This window comes from Escherichia albertii NBRC 107761 = DSM 17582 (assembly GCF_000759775.1).
GTDB lineage: Bacteria > Pseudomonadota > Gammaproteobacteria > Enterobacterales > Enterobacteriaceae > Escherichia > Escherichia albertii.
Genome location: NZ_BBMY01000015.1, coordinates 37,856 through 58,799 on the forward strand (window position 1 = coordinate 37,856; position 20,944 = coordinate 58,799).

Consider the following 20,944-nt stretch of genomic DNA (forward strand, 5'->3'; position numbering starts at 1 on the left):
CGTATGGTGGCTGTTACGGTGGCCTCCCGACAACGCAAAATTGCGGCGGCACTGTCGGTTTACCGCGCTAACACGGCTTGATTCACTCGCTCGACTTGTCCCACCTCCCCCCCAACTTGTCCCAAAACAGCCTGGACTCGTCCCACTTTACCTAATTTATTTTTAACAAAATCAATTTGTTAGGTGCTAGTGGGACAGGCGGGACAGGTGGGACGGGTGGTTTTGTATATATATACGAAAAATTGCATTCAGGAGGGGGGGCGAAATTCCTGCAATCCATTACTTATGGAACTGTCCGCCCCGTCAAATTTTTACGCCCGCGCAATTAAAAAAATGCGTCACGCTGGTGGGCATGATGCCGATATGCTTGTCGGGTTCAGCTTTTTAAGGCGGCTGTAGATGTCAGGTTATCCGTGCTTATCCACCAGCCAGCTTCATAGCGGATAGCAGGAAAATGATAACGGTTAAAGCTGTACATTTTTGCAGCAAATTATTTTAGTTATACGTTTGGATATACAATTTCAAAACTCAATTAATCTACATCTTTAAAATCATGCAGTTACAGGCTCAATTAAACTACTCTCGTGCCAAGAAAACCAACCGTAAAGGTTGGTTTTTTTATGCCTGCTATCTGTTCAGAAAACAGACCACGCCAAAACGCGGCCTGTTTATATTCGGCACTAGAACGTCCAGACCACGCCAGCTTGCGTATTCCAGGGCGATTCCACACCTGCGCCATTGCCATAACTAACAGACAAATGACCGCTTAAAGTCGGGGTAAACGATGACCTTATCCCAGCCTGATAAATTCCACTGGTTCCTGCCACATCATTATTAAATTTACCATCATCATTGACTTTCACCTGGTTAGAATCGGCGTATTCCTGACGCGCGGCGGCTTTCAGCCAGGGCTCCAGCGCGATGCCGTTTTGCAGGTCCATGTGATAGCTTACCTCTGTTCCTGCTTCAGCACGCAATATGCGCGTATTCCCCACATCGGCCCGCATACCGTTTGATAACGTGTAATCCTGGCCATCTGTGGTAAAGCCGGTAAATGCCAGATATGGTCTTACATTCCACAGATTTTTCCCCCAACGGAACCCGCTCTCGACATGAGCTCCCGCGCCGTTACTATTATAATCGCCAAATGCTGTTGCCCCATTACTCATCTTGCCATGAACGGTATTAGCAAACCGATCGACTTTCACAACGCCATCGACATAAGCACCATTTTGATGTTCCCAACCGGCATAGGCCCCCAGCGTATAGCTATCAATATTGCCTTTACCGCCACGATCAAAACCAACATCAGAATGAGAATAACCAAAGAACAGGCCGCGAATCGTGTTGCTTTCTTCACGGGAGAAACGACTATCAATACCTAATGTTAATCCCGTCAATGTTTGCTCAAACGCTGCTCCAGCATCGGTGGTTACGTTATTGCGAGTATTAATTGCCGAACTCCACATTGCCGTATCGTAATTAACCCCTTTTACACTACCAAGACGTTCACGTACCGTGTCCAGTTCTGCGTCAAATACCAGCGGTTGTGCCGCCGCCATATTCAACACGGCAGTAGCCGAAGGAGTAACTTGCGCTCGGTTCTCCGCCAGACTCCAACTATGATTACCATTATCTTGTAACGTATATTCATACGTACCAATATCAACGACGCCGCCATTATTGCCCAACGTAAATGCCGCATCACCACCGCCCGTTGTTACCAGTGTAAGGCTGTCTCCTGCTGCCGGACTTGCACCAGTATCCGTAACGAAGATTTTGAAATCGCCTGTTGCCTGACCAGTAACATTAAGTTGGTCGCTCTGATGAGTGGCCATATCAGTACGCATATAAAAATTGCCGCTACCCGCCAATGTATTCACCGTCAAATCAATATAATGCTCAGAGCCTGAAGTGGCTCCCGTACGAGAAACAGGCTCATCCATCATGATAACATTCGAATTTCTCATATTTAGATGGGCAAAATAGAACCGCGTATACATAGCGCGCTGGTTTTCAGAGTATAAAGCGAAGTTTGAATGGTCCAGATTAACAGTCGCGTTAGCCGTATCTGCAAGAGCATATACGGCCAATAATGCGCCATTAGAAACATTCGTAGTCCCTGTTAAAACCGGGGCAGCGGAACCCTCAAGAGGAGACATTATCTGCAGCACTCCCGAGTCATCACTGACTGTAACGTTGTTTATTGTCCCAGCCCAGATAGTTACCCGTCCGCCTAATATGTTCATACCCTCAGAACTCGCGTCATAAGAATATTGAGTCTGTCCATCGATATCAGCCCGCCCCAGATTATATACCGCATATTTCATCACGGTCGTCCCTGTATCACTTCCCAGATTTTGCATAGAGGCATATTCATCAACGATGGTATAGGATGCTTTGGTTTGTGGCTGAACAATTAACATAGAGCCATTATCCAATTCATAATTTATTGACTCACCATTCTTTATGCTGAATTCTCCCTTACTATTTTTACCACTGGCCTCCAGTACATTAGTTGAAATCGTTAAGACTCCCCCCGTTTTTTTATCAATGCCTATTGCGGTACCGCCATCCATCACTTTCAGGACGCCGCCATTATCCACTGTGGTATCATAGGCGAAATTATTTTCCTCAACTAACAAGCTTCCGCCATTTTCCAATAACACGTTGTTTGCAACCCCATCCTTGATGCTGAACTGACCCAGACGGTTTACGCCTTCCACCTCTGCAGCCCTCGTGGTTGCTTTAATAGCACTACCTGCTTTCTGATTTACCGCTATTGCATATCCCTGGTCTTTAATTTCCAGTAGCCCTCCCTTTTCGATAACAGCAAAGACAGCAATTCCACCGTTTTCTACAATTAGGCTTCCACCTTTAATAACAGCCTCATTCGCAGCGCCATAAACCTGTAGCACACCATTATTAATGGTAGTTTGGTTTGCTGCCCCCTCCACTTGAACAATTTGATAACCATCATTCAGTGTGGAATTATTCACTTCTCCCTCTGATTCAATGTACTGATATCCTCCATTAATTTCAGTATTATTACTTACGCCATATTTTTTAACATGCTGTTCCCCGGTGGCGGTAATTTTCGTATTATTCGTGGTTCCATAAACCGTCTGGATATCGTTTACCAGAACAACACCATCAACTGTCTCACCATAATCAACTGTTGATGCCGATATCATTGGTGAATATAACGCCGTAGCGACCAGAACAGATATTACGGAACGACAAAGACCAACCGAGCTGGATTGTTGCATCGAATTTTCATCCTCTGAAATTAATGGCTATAAGGGGCATTGGGTATAGAAAATACCAACTCATCTATACCTGGCATCATTTTTAAAGACTGTTTAAAGAAATACAGAGATATTGTGATTGATTTTTTAGTTAATTTTCTTGATGGCAATATGATGCTAAAACCCCCATTCATAATGAAAATAGAGCAATAGCAAAGTGCGAAATCACAGTTTTCACTACATGCCCATACACAAAATGAGGTAACATTTACGCGCCTTTTAGCGTTACCAACGCTACGCTCAAACATAATGATTCTAATAAAACCTCAGGAGGCTACTATGCCTGAAGCAACGCCTTTTCAGGTGATGATTGTGGATGATCATCCACTTATGCGACGCGGTGTTCGTCAATTACTGGGGCTTGATCCTGGTTTTGAGGTGGTCGCCGAAGCAGGCGACGGCGCAAGCGCGATCGATCTGGCGAATCGACTGGATATCGACGTGATCTTGTTGGATCTCAATATGAAAGGTATGAGTGGCCTTGATACGCTCAATGCCTTGCGCCGGGATGGCGTTACCGCGCAAATTATTATCCTGACCGTTTCCGATGCCTCAAGTGATATTTTTGCGCTGATAGACGCTGGCGCCGACGGCTATCTGTTGAAAGATAGCGATCCAGAAGTGCTGCTGGAGGCGATTCGTGCCGGAGCAAAAGGCAGCAAAGTCTTTAGCGAACGCGTCAGTCAGTATTTACACGAACGTGAGATGTTTGGCGCCGAGGAAGATCCCTTCAGCGTGCTGACAGAGCGCGAGCTGGATGTTCTGCACGAACTGGCACAAGGCCTGTCAAATAAGCAAATTGCCTCGGTGTTGAATATTTCCGAACAGACGGTGAAAGTGCACATTCGTAATCTGCTGCGTAAACTCAATGTTCGCTCACGAGTGGCGGCCACCATTTTGTTCCTGCAACATCGCGGGGCGCAATAAAAAATAGCCCGATGAATTTACTATCGGGCTGAGATTGATGACAAACGCAAAACAGCCTGATGCACTACGCTTATCAGGCCTATGTGGCTCGGGCAATATATAGGATTTGCACGATGTTGTAGGCTGGATCAGACGCTCACGCCGCATCCGGCATAAACAAGGCGCACTTTGTCATCAGTCTGGCCCCGATGGCGTCACCATCGGGCCTCTTCTTATTTACTTTGTTGCGGCGACAAATGCTGCACTGCCTGCGCAATACTGCGCTCAATCACCACACGGCGAGTATCGTTGGCAGGCAAGAGTTTCAGCATCATCTCCCATGCCGCAACCGCTTCGCCAAAACGCTGCTGCTCAAAGGCATTAAACGCATACATGCTAAGCACGCGGATATTACTGTGGTCAGTTCTTACCAGTTGCCGTAACAACTCCCCTCCCAGTCGGTTGTCGTTGGGATCAGAAGAGCGTGTCAACGCTTCAGCATATCCCAGTGCGGCATCACTATTTTTGGGATCGAGTCGATACGCATTAGCGTATGCATCGGTCGCAATACTGGCATTGCCCAGCGCCATTCCAACGCGACCAAGCATAATCCAGCCCTCGATATCTCCCGGATTTTTTTGCAGTTGAGTACGCATCCCAAGAGCGAGACGCGACATCTCTTCTTCATTCAGCGGATCGGCTTTCGGATCCAATGCCCTGTCCAGCAAGGCCGGAGCCTGCGCCGTAGCCTGCTGCCAGATTTTCACCTGCTGATAATTCCCGGTCTGATAATAGCCAACGCCAGCAACGATCAGCGCGATGATAATTCCCGGCAGATAAATGATAAATCCTGCCCGTTTGCCCTCAGGGACGCTTTGTTCAGGAAATTCTTCCGGCGCCACGCGTACCCGCCGCCGCGAGCGGGAGTAAATCACCCAGCCGCCAATGCCGATAGCCACCACCGGCAGCACCCAAAGCAGCACGGTCAGCGGCGTTAACGGTGGATCGTAAGTAACAAAGTTACCGTAACGCGCCACCATATAATCGACAATCTCTTGCTTACTTTTGCCTTCCTGCATCAGTTCGTACACTTTCTGCCGCAGGTCGGTGGCAATCATCGAGTTGGAATCGGCAATGCTATTGTTCTGACATTTCGGGCAACGCAGTTCTTCAGTAAGCTGGCGGAACTGCTGCTCCTGCGCTTCATCTTTAAACTGCAACACATCGATAGTCGCCAGCGCCGAGCCAGAGATCATCAGCATCAGCACGCCCAATAAAAACCTCATTGTGCGGCCTCCTTACTGTATTTCTCCCACAACGGCTTGATCTCTTCTTCCCAGACACGAGGATTGAGATCGCCCGCGTGGCGATAGCGAATGATGCCGTTACCGTCGATAAGGAACGTTTCCGGCGCACCATACACGCCCAGATCCAGCCCTAACATACCGTCACCATCAAACAGGCTTAACGCGTAAGGATTACCTAACTCTTTCAGCCAGCCAATCGCTTTCTGCCTGTCGTCTTTATAGTTCATGCCAACGACGCGGATGCCCTGCGCAGAAAGCTGATTCAGATACTGATGTTCCGCACGGCAGGTCGGACACCAGGTTGCCCAGACGTTGAGCAGCACTGGTTTGCCCTGGGTCAACACATCCGCCTGATAAAACTGCCCCGGATTGTCCAGTGATTCGAGACGAAATTTCGGCACCGGCTTGCCAATAAGCGCCGATTCCAGATTAGTCGGATCGTCTCCTTCAGCATTACGCGCCAGTTGCCATAGCAACGCCGCGGCAATCGCCAGGAAGATAATCAAAGGAAGTAACAATACTTTGCGCTTCATACAACCTCCGGCGCAGTTTTTTGCGGATTGACGCGCTTGCGATAGCGAGGATCAAGCAAACACAACAGCCCGCCTAATGCCATCATCAGCCCGCCCGCCCAAATCCAGCGAACAAACGGTTTGTAGTAGAGACGCACAGCCCATGCGCCGTTTTCCAGCTCTTCACCAAGCGCCGCATACAGGTCACGAGTGATGCCGCCGTCAATAGCCGCTTCGGTCATCATTGAACCCGCGGTGTTGTAATAACGTTTTTCCGCATACAGCACCGTCTCTGGTTTACCGTCGCGCGCTACGCCGATAGTTGCCACGCCACCGCGCCAGTTCGGGCCAGTCACCTCTTTGACATCACGGAAGGTGAAGCGATATTCATGAATATCGACGCTATCGCCAGACTTCATGCGCACATCACGCTCAACGCTGTAATTCTGGCTAAAGGCAATACCAACAATTGTCACTGCCAGCCCCAGGTGAGCCGCCACCATTCCCCAATAACTGAAGGTCGTTTTTGTGCCGCGAGAAATACGTAGCGCCGCTTCCGCAATGGCCAGCACGGCAATCCAGCAGGCCATTGCCAGGCCGAGTACCGTCATCGCCACGATTTTGCTTTCAAGCAGCCACGGCAACAGCAGAGACAGTACCAGCGTAGAGATGAAGGCGATAATCAATAAATTGCGGATTTTACGCGGGCGATCGCGCCCCCAGCGCACCAACGGACCAATACCGAGCAGCAGCGCAAACGGCACCATCAGCCAGGTAAACATGGTGTTGAAGAACGGTTCACCGATGGAGATACTGCCCAACCCCAGTTGCTTATGCACCAGTGGGAGCAGCGTGCCCAGCAATACCACCAGCATTGCGGCGACCAGCAGAACGTTATTCGCTAACAGCAGAGATTCCCGCGACCACAGCGCATTGTTCACCCGTGAACGCACTTTGTGTCCACGCGCGGCAAACAGCAGCAGCGAGCCGCCAATCACCAGCACCATAAAGGCGAGGATAAACATACCGCGCGCCGGATCCGAGGCAAACGCATGTACCGACACCAGCACGCCGGAACGCACGAGGAAAGTCCCCAGCAAACACAGTGAGAAAGCACAAATAGCAAGTAATAGCGTCCATGCTTTAAAACTGGCGCGCTGTTCAGTAACAGCCAGTGAGTGCATCAGCGCAGTCCCAACCAGCCACGGCATAAACGAGGCGTTTTCAACCGGATCCCAGAACCACCAGCCGCCCCAGCCGAGTTCGTAATAGGCCCATGCGGAACCAAGTACAATGCCGAGCGTCAGGAAAATCCACGCCGCCAGCGTCCACGGGCGAGAAAAACGTGCGTAAGTGCTGTCCAGACGACCACTCAGCAAAGAAGCAATCGCAAAGGCAAATGCCACGGAGAAACCGACATACCCCATATAGAGCAGTGGCGGATGGAAGATTAACCCCGGATCCTGCAACAGTGGGTTAAGGTCGCGACCTTCAATCGGAAAGTTCGGCAGCGTGCGGGAAAACGGGTTAGAGGTAAAGAGAATGAACAGCAGAAAACCGACGCTGACCATTCCCATCACCGCCAGTACGCGGGCCACAATATCCAGCGGAATACGCTGACTAAAAATCGCCACCGCAAAGGTCCAGCCGCTCATCAACAGCACCCACAGCAACAGCGAGCCTTCATGCGCGCCCCATGTCGCCGCCACGCGATACCACACCGGAAGCTGAGTATTGGAGTTGCTGGCAACATAGGTGACGGTAAAGTCGTTCACCACGAAAGCATTGACCAGCACCAGAAATGCGCCGGCTACGCACATAAACAGCAGCCAGGCAAACAGTCGCGACGAGGCCATCATCCGCGCATCCCCGCGCGCCACGACCCATAACGGATAAACAGACAGTAGTAGCGCAATCCCTAGCGCCAGACACAGCAGCCCGTTACCAATTTCTGGCATCATGATGCGGGATCCTTATAAGCACTTGCCGGGCGGCGGTGGTTAGCTTCCATCGCCTTCTCAACTTCTGGCGGCGTATAGTTTTCATCGTGTTTTGCCAGCACTTCTTTGGCGAGGATGTGATTGCCTTTTTCCAGCTCGCCCTGTACCACAACGCCCTGCCCTTCACGGAACAGATCCGGCAAAATGCCTTCGTAGGAGACATCCACCGAGCCTTCTGCGTCGTAAATAGTGAAAGTCACTTTCAGCGAGTTGGGATCGCGCTGCACGCTACCCGGCATTACCATTCCGCCAACGCGCAGACGTTGACCAACTTCCGGCATCTGCTGGGTTTCACGTTTACCGTAGAGAATTTCACCCGGCGTATAAAAGAGATCGATATTAGAGCGCAACGCATACAGCACCAGACCGATGGTCAGCGCCAGCCCCGCCAGCACGGCGCAGGCAATCCACAAACGGTTTTTACGGCGAATATTCATGCAGCCTCCTGCTGTTGCGCAGCACGTAAACGCGCCTCACGCGCCCGCTGTTGCGCCACGCCACGTAAAATTGCGCGATGCTGCATCACCGAGTGCACCACTAAAACCGCCAGCGGAATAACGGTCATCGCCACCGCCAGCCAGACAAAAAAGGCGTAACCGCCCATTGCGAAAAAATCATTCCAGGAAGCAAATGCAGGGGTCATTTACGGCCTCTTTTCAGTATCAGTTCACTCACCCACGGACGGCGTTTTTCCATCAGCAAAATCAAATTACGCATCCGCATCAGCGTCAGCGTAACAGACAGCAACAGGACGCCAAAAATCGACCAGCGCAGCGGAGAACGCATTGCCGGATCGATGCTTTGCTGCATCCGCGTTGATCCCTGATGCAGGGTGTTCCACCACTCCACGGAATAATGAATTATCGGCAGGTTCACCACGCCAATCAGCACCAGAATACCCGCCGCACGCCCCGCCAGACGGCGATCGTCAAAGGCGTGCCACAGGGCAATCACTCCCACGTAAAGAAACAGCAACACCAGTTCAGAAGTCAGACGCGCGTCCCATACCCACCAGGTACCCCACATCGGTTTTCCCCACGCAGAGCCGGTAACCAACGCAATAAAGGTAAACACCGCACCAACTGGCGCCATCGCCGCCACCGCCAGATTGGCCATTTTCATCTGCCAGACAAGACCGATAAACGCCGCCACCGCCATCGACGCATAAATCCCCATCGACCACATCGCCGCAGGTACATGCAGATAGATAATGCGATAACTATTTCCCTGTTGATAATCAGCGGGAGCGAAGCCGAATCCCCAGATCCAGCCGACGGTAAGCACAACCACACTGGCGATTGCCAGCCACGGTATAAACCAGCCACAGATTTGATACAGCCGTGGTGGGATCGCCAGTTGATGTAGTGTTTTCCACATAGTTCCGATACCAGACTTGAACAAAAATAAGTAAATCAGCGTTATTGAATGCTGATTCGTAACGCCGCCGCCGTCGCAAAAGGACTTAATGTCGCAGTACCTGCCAGCAGCGCGCCTAAAATTGCCAGATACCCGTCAACGGGCAAATGCATTGAAGCCGCGTCCATTGCCGCAGTGGCAAAGATGAGTAATGGGATGGTCAGCGGTAGCACCAGAATGCTGAGCAGCACTCCCCCGCGCTTGAGTCCCACCGTTAGCGCCACGCCCGGCGCACCGAGAAAGCCCAGTGTTGGGGTTCCCAGCAGCAGCGTCAGCGCCATCACTTGCCAGCCATAGACATCCATTCCCAGTAGCAATGCCACCAGTGGCGAGAGGATGAGTAACGGCAAGCCGGTTACCATCCAGTGCGCCATCACCTTCGCCAGCACAACGGCGGGCAAGGGTAATGGCAACAACATTAATTGTTCAAGACTGCCGTCCTGTAAATCGTCACGGAACAGTCGCTCCAGTGCCAGCAGGGAGGAAAGCAGCGCCGCCACCCAGATAATGCCAGGGGCGATTCGCGCCAGCAGTTGCGGCTCCGGGCCGATACTGAGCGGAAAAAGAGTAATAACAATAAGAAAGAACCATAGTGGATTGGCGATTTCGGCGCTATGGCGAAACGCCACACGCAGTTCAAGACGGAAAATACGCCAGAACATCATGCGTCCCTCGTTTGCGTCAGCGAAATACGGCGAATTTTACTTTCAGCGACGTTGAGCGGCTGGTGAGTGGTCAGAATCACAATCCCCCCCTGCTCCGTATGCTGCGCCATACACTGGGTCAGACGATCGACGCCGTTAACATCAATCGCAGTAAAAGGTTCATCGAGGATCCACAATGTGGCGCGAGTCAGCCACAAACGCGCCAGAGCAACACGACGCTGTTGCCCGGCAGAAAGTTGATTAACAGGAATATCTTCGAATCCGGCAAGCCCGGCCTGCGCCAGAGCGTCCAGACATTGTGCGGTATCGCCTTCGCGATGATAAAAGTGCAGATTTTCTAACGCCGTCAGCCGGGTTTTGATCCCCGGCTGATGGCCTATCCATAACAAATTTTGATGGTAGCTGTCGCGTACCTGATGCAAGGGCTGCCCTTGCCAGAGAACATCACCTGCATCAGGGCGAGACAATCCCGTCAGCAGACGAAGAAGCGTTGTCTTCCCCGCACCATTGCTGCCAGTAATTTGTACCCACTCTCCTGCATTCAGCGTAAAGGACAAACCGCTAAATAAAGTTCGTTCATCCCGTTCGCAGAGTAATCCTCTGGCTTCAAGCATACCCACGCAATAACACCCTGTTAAAAACCTGGTTTGACTTCGCGCATATCAGGCAGCTTGTGCGCTATCCCTTTATGGCAATCAATACAAGTTTGCCCATCTTTCACTGCCTGATCATGCATCTTCGCAGCAACAGATTTCTGAGCGGTTGTATCCATATACTCGAAGTTGTGACAGTTACGGCACTCCTGCGAGTTATTATCCTTCATTCGCCGCCACTCATTCTGTGCCATAGTCAGGCGATGAGCTTCGAATTTCTGCGGCGTGTCAATAACGCCAAAGATTTTACCATACAGCTCTTTACTTGCTTTGAGCTTGCGTATGATTTTGGGCACAAACTCATGCGGAACGTGGCAATCCGGGCAGGTCGCTCGCACACCGCTACGGTTGTTGTAGTGCACGGAATCCATGTACTCCTGATACACCGTATTGCGCATTTCGTGACAGCTAATACAGAACTCTTCGGTGTTGGCTTTTTCCATACCGGTGTTAAAGCCACCCCAAAAGACGATGCCGCCGACAAAACCAATCAACAACAACGTGCCCAGCGCCAGACGGCTGGGAGTACGCCACCATTTCCACAGGCGCTTAATCAGACCAGGCTTACGGTCAGAATTTCCCATAATAACCTCTTATTTCCCGTAACCTTTTGATGGGGTAAAGGTATTCCCCACGATTGGCGCGGTATCGGCCTGCGGTACGTGACATTGCAGACAGAAGTAACGACGCGGAGCCACTTCTGCGCCTACTTTGCCGTCACTATCCATAAAGTGAGTAGGACTGATGCGCGGTGCGCCGGTAGTGCGATAACTTTCAACACCGTGGCACTGTAAGCAGCGGTTGGTATTGGTCGTTACCTGATAACCTTCAACGCTATGCGGGATCATTGGTGGTTGATTCACATAGTTCAGCGGCATCCGCTCCTGCTCTTTTGGCATCCGAATGGCCCCTTCCTGTGTCCCGGATACTTCCGGCGACTGGCTAAAATCGACGCCATTAGCCGCCCAAACCGCGCCGCTTACCACCAGGGCCAGCATCGCCGTCCATTGACACAGCGCTTTCTTCAGGTCATGGCTTTTCATGATTTCGCTCCCGAACTCCATCGTGTAGTTATTGTAAATACATCCTCAGAACAGACATCCACGCAGCGACCGCACGTCATGCAATCGCGGCTGGTGACCTGCACCGGGCTTTGTTCATCCAGCACCGGGGCACGTAGCACATGCGGTTCCGGGCAAACATGAAAACAATCCATACAGCGGTTACATTTCTGCCGATCGGTGGCCGCAACGGTGATAACACCTTTGCTACCCAGCACGCCATACAACGCGCCCACCGGACAAATGTGCCCGCACCAGCCGTGTTCAACGACCAGTAGATCAAATAAAAACAGCGCGAGAATAAGCAGCGCGCCGCTGCCGAATCCCATTACCAGACTGCGCCCCATCAGGGAAACGGGGTTGATCCATTCCCAGATGAGCGTACCGGTTAAGGCCGATCCTACCAGGATGACAACCAACAACACGTACCGAATATGACGTGGGATTGTCGCGGACTGATTGAGTTCAAATCGCCTGCGCAACCAATTCGCTAAATCGGTAATCGGGTTCAGCGGGCAGACCCAGCTGCAAAATAATCGCTTTCCAGCCAGGGCGTAGAGCACAGTGATAATCACTGCACCAGTCAATGCCACTGCGGCTGGCAGATGACCGCTGGCAAGGCTTTGTAGCGTCATCAGCGGATCGGTCAGCGGGACAGTGTCGAGCAACAAGCTACTGCTGTAGTTGCCATGCAAAATCCACACGCCAAACCACGGACCGCTCAGAAACATGCCCAGCACGAAGAACTGGCAAAGGCGACGCAACACCAGCCAACAGTGACTGCGCCACCAGCCTTTTTTCGCCAGCGCCTCTCGCCCGGCGTCACGTTTACGATTTGCCATCGTTCCCCTCCAGCCAACCGAAGCGGTAGTGGTGACCTAACTCCCCTTTCGCCAGAGACAACGGCAACACCTTGATTGCCGGTTGTTCCAGCACGCACACTTTTTCGCACTTACCGCAGCCAGTACAGGCATCGCTGTGAACCGTTGGCAGAAAACGGGCGTGCTTGCCGGTACGCGTATTGCGTTCCAGCTCCAGGGTAATCGCTTCATCAATTTTCGGGCATTCGCGATAACAAACATCGCAGCGCAATCCCTGAAAGTTGAGGCAGTTCTCCTGGTCCACCAGCACTGCCAGCCCCATCCGCGCGTCATCGATCGATTCGATCTCACGATCCAGCGCACCACTGGGGCACACTTTGGCGCACGGAACGTCCTCACACATTTCGCAAGGAACATCCCGCGCGACAAAATACGGCGTACCTGCCGACAGGCCAGAGGCCAGCGTCGCCAGTTTTAAAGTGTCGTAAGGGCAAGCCTGAACACACTGACCGCAACGTACACAGGCACTGGCAAAGGCGTTCTCGTTTATGGCTCCGGGCGGGCGCAACCGCACGCCAGATGCGCGTGCGGTTTGCTGTTGTAACCCCAGCGCCACGCCCACGGCAGCCAGCCCGCCAGCTGTGCGAACGACATCGCGCAGAAAGCGGCGGCGACCATTTTGAGGTTTCGCTGACCGGGACATAATGGCTTACACCTTCTCCAGTTTGACCGCGCACTTCTTGAAGTCCGTCTCTTTCGAGAGCGGATCGGTCGCATCCAGCGTCAGTTTGTTAACCAACTGTGCGGCGTCGAAGAACGGCATGTACACCAGGCCCTGCGGCGGACGGTTACGACCACGCGTTTCGACAATCGAGATAACCTCACCACGGCGAGAAACCACTTTTACTTTGTCGCCACGACGCAAGTCGCGTTTTTTCGCATCCAGCGGATGGATAAACAGCACGGCCTCCGGGAAGGCACGGTGCAGTTCTGGTACACGGCGAGTCATACTGCCGGTGTGCCAGTGCTCCAGTACGCGTCCGGTAGAAAGCCACAGGTCATACTCTTCATCCGGGGCTTCTGCCGCCGGTTCAAACGGCAGCGCGAAGATCACCGCTTTGCCATCCGGTTTGCCGTAGAACTTGTAACCTTCGCCCGCTTTCACGTACGGGTCGTTACCTTCGCTATAACGCCACTGGGTTTCTTTACCGTTAACCACTGGCCAGCGAATACCACGCGCTTTGTGATAGTCGTCGAACGGCGCGAGATCGTGACCATGACCGCGACCAAACCACGCGTACTCTTCGAACAACCCTTTTTGCAGATAGAAGCCCAGCTCGCGGGATTCATCGTTCAGTTGATCTTCCGCCAGTTCGGATACCGGGAATTTGCTCACTTCCGGGGTAGCATACAGCACCTCATACAGAGTTTTGCCGCGCAGTTCCGGTTTCTTCGCCAGCAACTCTTCCGGCCACACTTCTTCAGTTTTGAAGCGGCGGGAGAACTGGACCAACTGCCAGAGATCCGATTTCGCCTCGCCCGGCGCCTGTACCTGTTGACGCCAGAACTGGGTACGGCGTTCAGCGTTACCGTAAGCCCCCTCTTTCTCTACCCACATTGCAGTCGGCAGGATTAAGTCGGCTGCCAGCGCACTGACCGTCGGATACGGGTCAGAGACGATAATAAAGTTGCGCGGATCGCGCCAGCCCGGCATACGTTCTTCATTAATGTTCGGCCCGGCCTGCATGTTGTTGGTACACATCGTCCAGTAAACATTCAGCGTGCCGTCTTTCAACGCACGGTCTTGTGCTACCGCGTGCAGACCGATTTTTGCCGGGATCGTGCCGCTCGGAATATTCCACTTCTTCTCGCAGATATCACGGTGTTTCTCGTTGGTCACCACCATGTCCGCAGGCAGACGGTGAGCAAAGGTGCCCACTTCACGCGCAGTACCACACGCGGAAGGTTGCCCCGTCAGGGAGAACGGACCGCAGCCCGGCTGGGAAATTTTACCCGTCAGCAGGTGCAGATTGTAAACCAGGTTGTTGGCCCACACGCCGCGGGTATGCTGGTTGAAGCCCATCGTCCAGTAGGAGATGACTTTCTTGTTCGGATCGGCATACAACTGCGCCAGTTGTTCCAGCTGATCTTTCGGCACGCCAGTCATTTCGGCGGTTTTTTCCAGCGTATATTCGGCAACGAAGGCTTTGTAATCTTCAAAGCTCATCGGTTCGGACGCGTCGGATCCCGGGTTTTTCGCCGCTTTTTCCAGCGGATGAGTCGGACGTAAGCCATAACCGATATCCGTCACCCCTTTGCGCAGGTTGACGTGCTTGCTCAGGAAGTCCTGATTCACCGCATTGTTTTGAATGATATAGTTGGCGATATAGTTCAGGATCACCAGGTCAGACTGTGGCGTAAAGATGATGCCGTTATCTGCCAGTTCAAAGCTACGATGCTGGTAAGTAGAAAGCACCGCCACAGTGACATCCTGATTAGAAAGGCGACGGTTAGTGATGCGCGACCACAGGATCGGGTGCATCTCCGCCATGTTCGCGCCCCACAGCACAAACGCATCAGCCTGTTCGATGTCGTCATAGCAGCCCATCGGCTCATCCATACCAAAGGTACGCATGAAGCCAACAACCGCCGACGCCATACAGTGACGCGCGTTCGGGTCGATATTGTTCGAACGGAAGCCCGCTTTGAACAGTTTGGACGCGGCATAACCTTCCCAGATAGTCCACTGACCAGAACCGAACATACCGATCGACTCCGGCCCTTTTTCTTTCAGGGCAGTTTTGAATTTCTCTTCCATCACATCGAAGGCCTGGTCCCAGGTGATTGGGGTGAATTCGCCTTCTTTGTCATATTTACCGTTTTTCATACGCAGCAGCGGCTGCGTTAAACGGTCTTTACCGTACATGATTTTGGGCAGGAAATAGCCCTTAATGCAGTTCAGGCCACGGTTAACCGGCGCATCCGGGTCGCCCTGACAGGCCACCACACGCCCCTGTTGCGTTCCGACCAGAACGCCGCAACCCGTACCACAGAAACGGCACGGCGCTTTATCCCATTTAATGGCTTCCTGCTGACCAACAACGGCGCGGGCAACGCCCGGCACGCTGAGACCGGCAGCCGCCGCAGCGGCCGCAACGGCGTTAGCTTTCATAAAGCTACGACGACTGAGTTTCATGGTGTTTCCTCACCTTGCTCTTCCTGCTGGTGATAAACCAGCGACACCGCCAGCACGCCCTCTACATTGCGTACTGACTCAATAGTTTGAATTAGCGTTTCGCTGTCTTCGGCTTCCGCTACCACAATCAACTGACCGCTCGGCACGTCGCTGACGGCGACTTCACAGCCGGGAAAGGCGTTCAGTTGGCTGCTGATATCTGGAATTCGCTCGCTTTTTGCCTGGACCACCAGGCTGCAAACTTGCCAGTTAGTGTGCATGGAGATACTCCGCAGTTATGGCTGATACCGGACAACTGGCTGCACATGCACCACATCCGTTGCAAAGTTGATTATTAAGTTGCGGTTGGTAGATCCCAGAAAGCGTCGGGCGAAAGATAATTGCCATCGGTTCACAGCTATCCTGGCAGCGACGGCATTCAACGGCCTGATACGCCAGGCACGCTTCCCCAATGGTGAACTGCAAATCCCAAGCCCTGGTGTGGCGCGGAGAAAATAGCGATTCGGGGCAAGCTTGCGCACAGGCGTAGCAGAAACTACATTCATTATTTTTGAAATCGACGGTTGGATAGCCACCTGCGCCGCGCTGCAATATACCGTTTTCACAGGCATTAATGCAGGCATCACAGCGAGTGCAATGGGTCAGAAAATGAGACTCGTCACCGGACCAGGGCGGACGGATACCGTTACTGGTTTTGCGCCAGCGACCAGTGAGTATGCCCCGACGGGATGCATCAATTTTCACATTGACCTTCCATCATTAACGCACTCTGAAATCAGAGAACGACCAAATAAACCGCATAATTAATAAGTCATTTTTATGAGCGTTAAGATATTAAAGGATGTGTCAGAGATGCATACCCCGATCGAGGTAAAACCTGTTGCCGGATCAAAAGAGTGGCGGGAAAGATGGTAAAAACGGGGTTTTGCTCACATTTCAAATGGTTATAAACAAAATTATATAGCGATAAATTCACCAAAGATATTTCTCCAGTCGCCACTATTCATCAGTACATAACACTAACAGAGCAGGTTAAATTGTCTGAATCTCCTTTAAATCATTCACAAAGCAAATTAATAAATTTAGTGAATATGCTAATCTTCAGCGACATCATTGGTGAAAACCTATAAATGAAGAAAGGAATACAAAATGAAGACTATTCTACCTGCCGTTTTATTTGCTGCTTTCGCCACAACCTCGGCCTGGGCGGCAGAAAGCGTCCAGCCGCTGGAAAAAATCGCGCCGTACCCACAAGCTGAAAAAGGAATGAAACGTCAGGTGATTCAGCTTACACCGCAAGAAGATGAATCTACCCTCAAAGTAGAACTGTTAATCGGTCAGACGCTGGAAGTGGATTGCAATCTGCATCGTCTTGGCGGGAAACTGGAAAGCAAAACCCTGGAAGGCTGGGGCTATGATTATTATGTCTTTGATAAAGTCAGCTCCCCGGTTTCAACGATGATGGCTTGCCCGGATGGTAAGAAAGAGAAGAAATTTGTCACCGCATATCTGGGCGATGCCGGAATGCTGCGTTACAACAGCAAACTGCCAATCGTGGTATATACGCCAGACAATGTGGATGTGAAGTACCGCATCTGGAAAGCGGAAGAGAAAATTGACAACGCGGTAGTTCGCTAAACTGCTGTGAAGTGCTGCCCCCCACAGGTCGGATAAGGCGGTCACGCCGCATCCGACATCTGACGCCTGAGCCAGGTGCCTGATGCGACGCTGACGCGTCTTATCAGGCCTACACCGCTGTGAAGTGCTGCGCCCCGCAGGTCGGATAAGGCGGTTACGCCGCATCCGACATCCAATCCCGGAGCCGATTGCCTGATGCGACGCTGGCGCGTCTTATCAGGCCTACGCCGCTGTGAAGTGCTGCGCCCGCAGGTCGGATAAGGCGGTCACGCCGCATCCGACATCCAATCCCGGAGCCGGGTGCCTGATGCGACGCTGACGCGTCTTATCAGGCCTACACCGCTGTGAAGTGCTGCGCTCCCCGTAGGTCGGATAAGGCAGTTACGCCGCATCCGACATCTGACACCTGAGCCAGTTGCCTGATGCGACGCTGGCGCGTCTTATCAGGCCTACGCTGCTGTGAAGTGCCGCACCCCGTAGGTCGGATAAGGCGGTTACGCCGCATCCGACATCCAATCCCGGAGCCGGGTGCCTGATGCGACGCTGGCACGTCTTATCAGGCCTACGCTGCTGTGAAGTGCCGCCCCCCGTAGGTCGGATAAGGCGGTTACGCCGCATCCGACATCCAATCCCGGAGCCGATTCCTGATGCGACGCTGGCGCGTCTTATCAGGCCTACGCCGCTGTGAAGTGCAGCCCACGTAGGTCGGATAAGGCGATTACGCCGCATCCGACATCTGACGCCCGAGCTGGGTGCCGGAGCCGGCGCATCATTACAACGCAATATCCGCCACTTCTTTCTGTACAGGTTGCAGTTTTAACTGCGGTTTCGGCGTGCTGTCTGCCGCCTGCGGCTTGTCATATTTCAGGCCCAGCACCTCGCTGGTGTACTGCAACTCACGTTCTGTCGCTGCCACATCGCCATTCAATTTGCTGCCGTAGGAGGGAACTATTGATTTCAGCGTGGCCTGCCATTGCGGACTGGATACACGATCGCTAAACACTTTTTCCAGCAAATTCAGCATAATCGGCGCGGCAGTTGACGCCCCCGGCGATGCCCCCAACAGCGCGGCAATGGTTCCTTGCTGGTCACTGACGACTTCTGTTCCCAGACGCAAAACGCCGCCTTTCTCGGCATCACGCTTGATAATCTGCACGCGCTGCCCCGCCTGCCATAAACGCCAGTCTTCTTTTTTCGCTTGCGGATAGTACTCTTTCAACGCTTCAAAACGATCGTCTTCGCTCAACATCACCTGACTCACCAGGTATTTCACCAGATCAAAATTATCCAGCCCGACGTGCATCATCGGCATCATGTTTGAAGCGGTGGTAGAACTCATCAAATCCCACAGTGAACCGTTTTTGAGGAATTTCGTTGAGAAAGTAGCAAAAGGCCCGAACAGCACCACGCGTTTACCATCCAGAACGCGGGTATCAATATGTGGAACCGACATCGGCGGCGCACCAACGGATGCCTTGCCATATACCTTCGCCAGATGGTGATTAACCACGTCAGGGTTTTCCGAAACGAGGAACTGTCCCCCCACCGGGAAACCCGCGTAGTCTTTTGCTTCCGGGATCCCGGACTCCTGCAACAACTTCAACGCCGCACCGCCCGCGCCAATAAAGACAAACTTCGCGCGGATGTTATGCGCAGTGCCATTTTTCAGATCGGCAACCGTGACAGTCCAGGTATTATCGTCATTACGTTTCAGGGCGCGGACTTCGCTGCTGAGCTGCAGCGAAAAGTTAGATTTCTTTTGTAATGAAGCGATCAACTGACGCGAGATCTCGCCATAATTCACATCAGTGCCGATTTCTGTACGCGTGGCCGCTATTTTCTGCTGCGGATCACGCCCTTCCATCACCAGTGGCGCCCACTCTCTGATTTGCGCATGATCTTCAGAATAACGCATACCACGGAACAGTGAACTTTGTTGCAATGCGGTATAACGGGCACGCAGGAAGTTAACATTATCTTCGCCCCAGACAAAGCTCATATGCGGAACAGTATTGATAAACGATCGCGGAGTTCGCAGCACGCCGCGCTCTACCTGGTGGGCCCAGAACTGGCGGGAAATCTGGAATGCTTCGTTAATGGCGACTGCTTTTTCAATACTGATGCTGCCATCGGCGTTTTGCGGGGTGTAGTTCAGCTCCATCAACGCAGAATGCCCGGTTCCGGCGTTGTTCCAGCCGTTCGAACTCTCCTGCGCGACGCCCTCCAGGCGCTCTACCATGGTCATCGACCATTCCGGTTCCAGCTCCCGCAGATAGGTTCCCAACGTGGCGCTCATAATGCCGCCGCCAATCAACAGTACATCAGTTTCCTGCTCCTCGGACGTTTTCGCTTTTGCCGTCATCGAAACGGCATTAAGCCCCACGGCCATCGAGAAGAGCATGGCAGTCACTTTTTTCATCTTGTTAATGCCTTACTTTTAGTCGCTTTATTGCAGGTGAGATTTGCGCGGCATCAACGGTAACACTTAAGCAACAATATTTAAATAATGTTTATAGTTTATATTCTAATTTTAGAAACATTATAATTCCGTTGATTAATTATAGGGTTATTGGAAAGAAAGGATTTTTACCTGGTGGCGGAAAACCACCAGGTAAAAGTGAAAACATCATGCCGTCCGGGCAACGGCATCACGTGAAGCCGCATCGCGTTCTTCGCCGATCAGCTCGCTAAGCTGCCCGCTGCGCATCTCCAGCAGGCGGTCAGCGTGGATAAAGTAGTGATCATCATGGCTGATAGCAAAAATGGTTTTACCCATCTCCTGCATTAACGGCAGCAACACCTGATAAAACTCACGGCGGAAGTGCGGATCCTGATCCGCCGCCCATTCATCCAACAGGATAATGTCGCGTTCTTCTGCCAACGCCAGCAACAACGCCACGCGTTTTTTCTGCCCTTTTGATAACCTCAGGTTAAGAATTCGCCCATTACTTAACTCAAGCTTATGGCCCATTTTCAACTGAGCCAGCCACTTTTCGACCAGTTGCGGGTTAGCAGGTTTCCCCCCCGGCCCCAGCAGTTGATCGAACAGCCAGACATCGGTAAATACCGCTGAAAACAGCTTGCGATAATCTTCTGTTTTTTCACCGCGGACAGGTTTGCCATCCAGCAGAATTTCTCCGCTTTGCGGCTGATATAAGCCAGTCAACAACATCGCCAGCGTTGATTTACCGCTACCGTTGCCACCAATAAGAAACAACAGTTCGCCACGTTTAATGGTGAGGTTAATCGGCCCAACGGAAAAAGCGTTATCCTGATAGCTAAATGTTACATTACGCAACTCCAGCGTTTGCCAGTCAGGAAATGCCTGCGGGCGTGGGAATTCCGCTTTAAAAGGCGCGAGCGCAAATTTGTTCAGCTTGTTAAACGCCACCTGTGCCGTCAACAACGTCGGCAATGCGCCAACTGCCGAAAGTAGCGGCGTTCGCAGGAACAATAATGTT

The 20,944-nt window shown here is 52.2% G+C and carries 19 protein-coding genes and 2 pseudogenes; 3 read left to right on the plus strand and 18 right to left on the minus strand.

The genetic code is table 11. From position 1 onward, the window contains the following. Nucleotides 1-680: 680 nt before the first annotated feature. Entirely contained in the window at nt 681-3,269 is a 2,589-nt protein-coding gene (locus EA14781_RS04500; RefSeq protein ID WP_001187766.1) for an autotransporter outer membrane beta-barrel domain-containing protein, read from the minus strand. Between the two features lie 318 nt (nt 3,270-3,587). On the opposite strand from EA14781_RS04500, the gene narP reads away from it, so the two are divergent. Continuing rightward, entirely contained in the window at nt 3,588-4,235 is a 648-nt protein-coding gene (gene narP / locus EA14781_RS04510) for a nitrate/nitrite response regulator protein NarP (RefSeq protein ID WP_002461759.1), read from the plus strand. Nucleotides 4,236-4,447: 212 nt separating this feature from the next. Here narP and ccmH read toward each other — a convergent pair whose 3' ends face one another. From ccmH to napF, 15 genes are read right to left on the minus strand one after another with little or no spacing between them, the layout of a single operon-like run. Further along, the gene (gene ccmH / locus EA14781_RS04515) at nt 4,448-5,500 is read right to left on the minus strand and encodes a cytochrome c-type biogenesis thiol:disulfide oxidoreductase CcmH (protein WP_001211600.1); all 1,053 of its coding nucleotides are present in this window, start codon (nt 5,498-5,500) and stop codon (nt 4,448-4,450) included. Then, nucleotides 5,497-6,054 carry a thiol:disulfide interchange protein DsbE gene (gene dsbE / locus EA14781_RS04520; protein WP_000824458.1) on the minus strand — a complete coding sequence of 186 codons (558 nt, stop codon included), beginning with the start codon at nt 6,052-6,054 and terminating at the stop codon, nt 5,497-5,499. Before dsbE ends, ccmH begins: the two co-directional genes overlap by 4 nt. Further along, nucleotides 6,051-7,994 carry a cytochrome c-type biogenesis heme lyase CcmF gene (gene ccmF, locus EA14781_RS04525; protein WP_000982469.1) on the minus strand — a complete coding sequence of 648 codons (1,944 nt, stop codon included), beginning with the start codon at nt 7,992-7,994 and terminating at the stop codon, nt 6,051-6,053. Before ccmF ends, dsbE begins: the two co-directional genes overlap by 4 nt. After that, nucleotides 7,991-8,470, minus strand: a complete 480-nt coding sequence (ccmE, locus tag EA14781_RS04530; protein WP_001026416.1) for a cytochrome c maturation protein CcmE — start codon at nt 8,468-8,470, stop codon at nt 7,991-7,993. Before ccmE ends, ccmF begins: the two co-directional genes overlap by 4 nt. After that, nucleotides 8,467-8,676 (minus strand): heme exporter protein CcmD, encoded by a 210-nt coding sequence (gene ccmD, locus EA14781_RS04535; RefSeq protein WP_000186532.1) that lies wholly within the window; start codon nt 8,674-8,676, stop codon nt 8,467-8,469. The genes ccmE and ccmD overlap by 4 nt, the downstream gene beginning before the upstream one ends. Beyond that, the gene (gene ccmC / locus EA14781_RS04540) at nt 8,673-9,410 is read right to left on the minus strand and encodes a heme exporter protein CcmC (protein WP_002461755.1); all 738 of its coding nucleotides are present in this window, start codon (nt 9,408-9,410) and stop codon (nt 8,673-8,675) included. Before ccmC ends, ccmD begins: the two co-directional genes overlap by 4 nt. Before the next feature lie 41 nt (nt 9,411-9,451). Next, nucleotides 9,452-10,114 (minus strand): heme exporter protein CcmB, encoded by a 663-nt coding sequence (gene ccmB / locus EA14781_RS04545; RefSeq protein WP_000971724.1) that lies wholly within the window; start codon nt 10,112-10,114, stop codon nt 9,452-9,454. Next, nucleotides 10,111-10,734, minus strand: a complete 624-nt coding sequence (ccmA, locus tag EA14781_RS04550; protein ID WP_000525603.1) for a cytochrome c biogenesis heme-transporting ATPase CcmA — start codon at nt 10,732-10,734, stop codon at nt 10,111-10,113. Before ccmA ends, ccmB begins: the two co-directional genes overlap by 4 nt. Before the next feature lie 14 nt (nt 10,735-10,748). Beyond that, complete coding sequence (napC, locus tag EA14781_RS04555; protein WP_000528369.1) at nt 10,749-11,351, minus strand: cytochrome c-type protein NapC; 603 nt, start codon at nt 11,349-11,351, stop codon at nt 10,749-10,751. Between the two features lie 9 nt (nt 11,352-11,360). Continuing rightward, a complete protein-coding gene (napB, locus tag EA14781_RS04560) occupies nt 11,361-11,810 on the minus strand; it encodes a nitrate reductase cytochrome c-type subunit (RefSeq protein WP_000835177.1) in 450 nt (149 codons plus the stop codon). Continuing rightward, entirely contained in the window at nt 11,807-12,670 is an 864-nt protein-coding gene (napH, locus tag EA14781_RS04565; RefSeq protein ID WP_000013480.1) for a quinol dehydrogenase ferredoxin subunit NapH, read from the minus strand. The genes napB and napH overlap by 4 nt, the downstream gene beginning before the upstream one ends. Continuing rightward, nucleotides 12,657-13,352 carry a ferredoxin-type protein NapG gene (gene napG, locus EA14781_RS04570; RefSeq protein WP_000091301.1) on the minus strand — a complete coding sequence of 232 codons (696 nt, stop codon included), beginning with the start codon at nt 13,350-13,352 and terminating at the stop codon, nt 12,657-12,659. Before napG ends, napH begins: the two co-directional genes overlap by 14 nt. A 6-nt stretch (nt 13,353-13,358) precedes the next feature. Further along, nucleotides 13,359-15,845, minus strand: coding sequence for a periplasmic nitrate reductase subunit alpha (gene napA / locus EA14781_RS04575; protein WP_000778050.1), 2,487 nt, complete (start codon nt 15,843-15,845; stop codon nt 13,359-13,361). Then, on the minus strand, nt 15,842-16,105 hold the full coding sequence (napD, locus tag EA14781_RS04580) for a chaperone NapD (protein WP_000557370.1): 264 nt from the start codon (nt 16,103-16,105) through the stop codon (nt 15,842-15,844). The genes napA and napD overlap by 4 nt, the downstream gene beginning before the upstream one ends. Beyond that, on the minus strand, nt 16,095-16,589 hold the full coding sequence (napF, locus tag EA14781_RS04585) for a ferredoxin-type protein NapF (protein ID WP_000686749.1): 495 nt from the start codon (nt 16,587-16,589) through the stop codon (nt 16,095-16,097). Before napF ends, napD begins: the two co-directional genes overlap by 11 nt. 108 nt (nt 16,590-16,697) lie before the next feature. On the opposite strand from napF, the pseudogene yojO reads away from it, so the two are divergent. After that, nucleotides 16,698-16,862: pseudogene (gene yojO, locus EA14781_RS25965) on the plus strand (protein YojO). 132 nt (nt 16,863-16,994) lie between these two features. Further along, nucleotides 16,995-17,483: a serine protease inhibitor ecotin gene (gene eco, locus EA14781_RS04590; protein ID WP_000849212.1), complete on the plus strand. Its 489-nt coding sequence runs from the start codon at nt 16,995-16,997 to the stop codon at nt 17,481-17,483. A 772-nt stretch (nt 17,484-18,255) separates the two neighbouring features. Here the strand turns inward: eco and mqo are convergent. Continuing rightward, the gene (gene mqo, locus EA14781_RS04595) at nt 18,256-19,902 is read right to left on the minus strand and encodes a malate dehydrogenase (quinone) (protein WP_000758097.1); all 1,647 of its coding nucleotides are present in this window, start codon (nt 19,900-19,902) and stop codon (nt 18,256-18,258) included. 207 nt (nt 19,903-20,109) lie between these two features. Beyond that, nucleotides 20,110-20,944, minus strand: a pseudogene (gene yojI / locus EA14781_RS04600) (microcin J25 efflux ABC transporter YojI); the annotation flags it as partial.

Bases quoted from the DNA above. Each gene is read 5' to 3' on its own strand.
- ccmC (WP_002461755.1), bottom strand. From the start codon at position 9,410: ATGTGGAAAACACTACATCAACTGGCGATCCCACCACGGCTGTATCAA.
- napG (WP_000091301.1), bottom strand. From the start codon at position 13,352: ATGTCCCGGTCAGCGAAACCTCAAAATGGTCGCCGCCGCTTTCTGCGC.
- dsbE (WP_000824458.1), bottom strand. From the start codon at position 6,054: ATGAAGCGCAAAGTATTGTTACTTCCTTTGATTATCTTCCTGGCGATT.
- narP (WP_002461759.1), top strand. From the start codon at position 3,588: ATGCCTGAAGCAACGCCTTTTCAGGTGATGATTGTGGATGATCATCCA.
- napB (WP_000835177.1), bottom strand. From the start codon at position 11,810: ATGAAAAGCCATGACCTGAAGAAAGCGCTGTGTCAATGGACGGCGATG.
- napA (WP_000778050.1), bottom strand. From the start codon at position 15,845: ATGAAACTCAGTCGTCGTAGCTTTATGAAAGCTAACGCCGTTGCGGCC.
- napH (WP_000013480.1), bottom strand. From the start codon at position 12,670: ATGGCAAATCGTAAACGTGACGCCGGGCGAGAGGCGCTGGCGAAAAAA.
- ccmE (WP_001026416.1), bottom strand. From the start codon at position 8,470: ATGAATATTCGCCGTAAAAACCGTTTGTGGATTGCCTGCGCCGTGCTG.
- napC (WP_000528369.1), bottom strand. From the start codon at position 11,351: ATGGGAAATTCTGACCGTAAGCCTGGTCTGATTAAGCGCCTGTGGAAA.
- eco (WP_000849212.1), top strand. From the start codon at position 16,995: ATGAAGACTATTCTACCTGCCGTTTTATTTGCTGCTTTCGCCACAACC.
- mqo (WP_000758097.1), bottom strand. From the start codon at position 19,902: ATGAAAAAAGTGACTGCCATGCTCTTCTCGATGGCCGTGGGGCTTAAT.
- ccmB (WP_000971724.1), bottom strand. From the start codon at position 10,114: ATGATGTTCTGGCGTATTTTCCGTCTTGAACTGCGTGTGGCGTTTCGC.
- ccmF (WP_000982469.1), bottom strand. From the start codon at position 7,994: ATGATGCCAGAAATTGGTAACGGGCTGCTGTGTCTGGCGCTAGGGATT.
- ccmD (WP_000186532.1), bottom strand. From the start codon at position 8,676: ATGACCCCTGCATTTGCTTCCTGGAATGATTTTTTCGCAATGGGCGGT.
- napD (WP_000557370.1), bottom strand. From the start codon at position 16,105: ATGCACACTAACTGGCAAGTTTGCAGCCTGGTGGTCCAGGCAAAAAGC.
- EA14781_RS04500 (WP_001187766.1), bottom strand. From the start codon at position 3,269: ATGCAACAATCCAGCTCGGTTGGTCTTTGTCGTTCCGTAATATCTGTT.
- ccmH (WP_001211600.1), bottom strand. From the start codon at position 5,500: ATGAGGTTTTTATTGGGCGTGCTGATGCTGATGATCTCTGGCTCGGCG.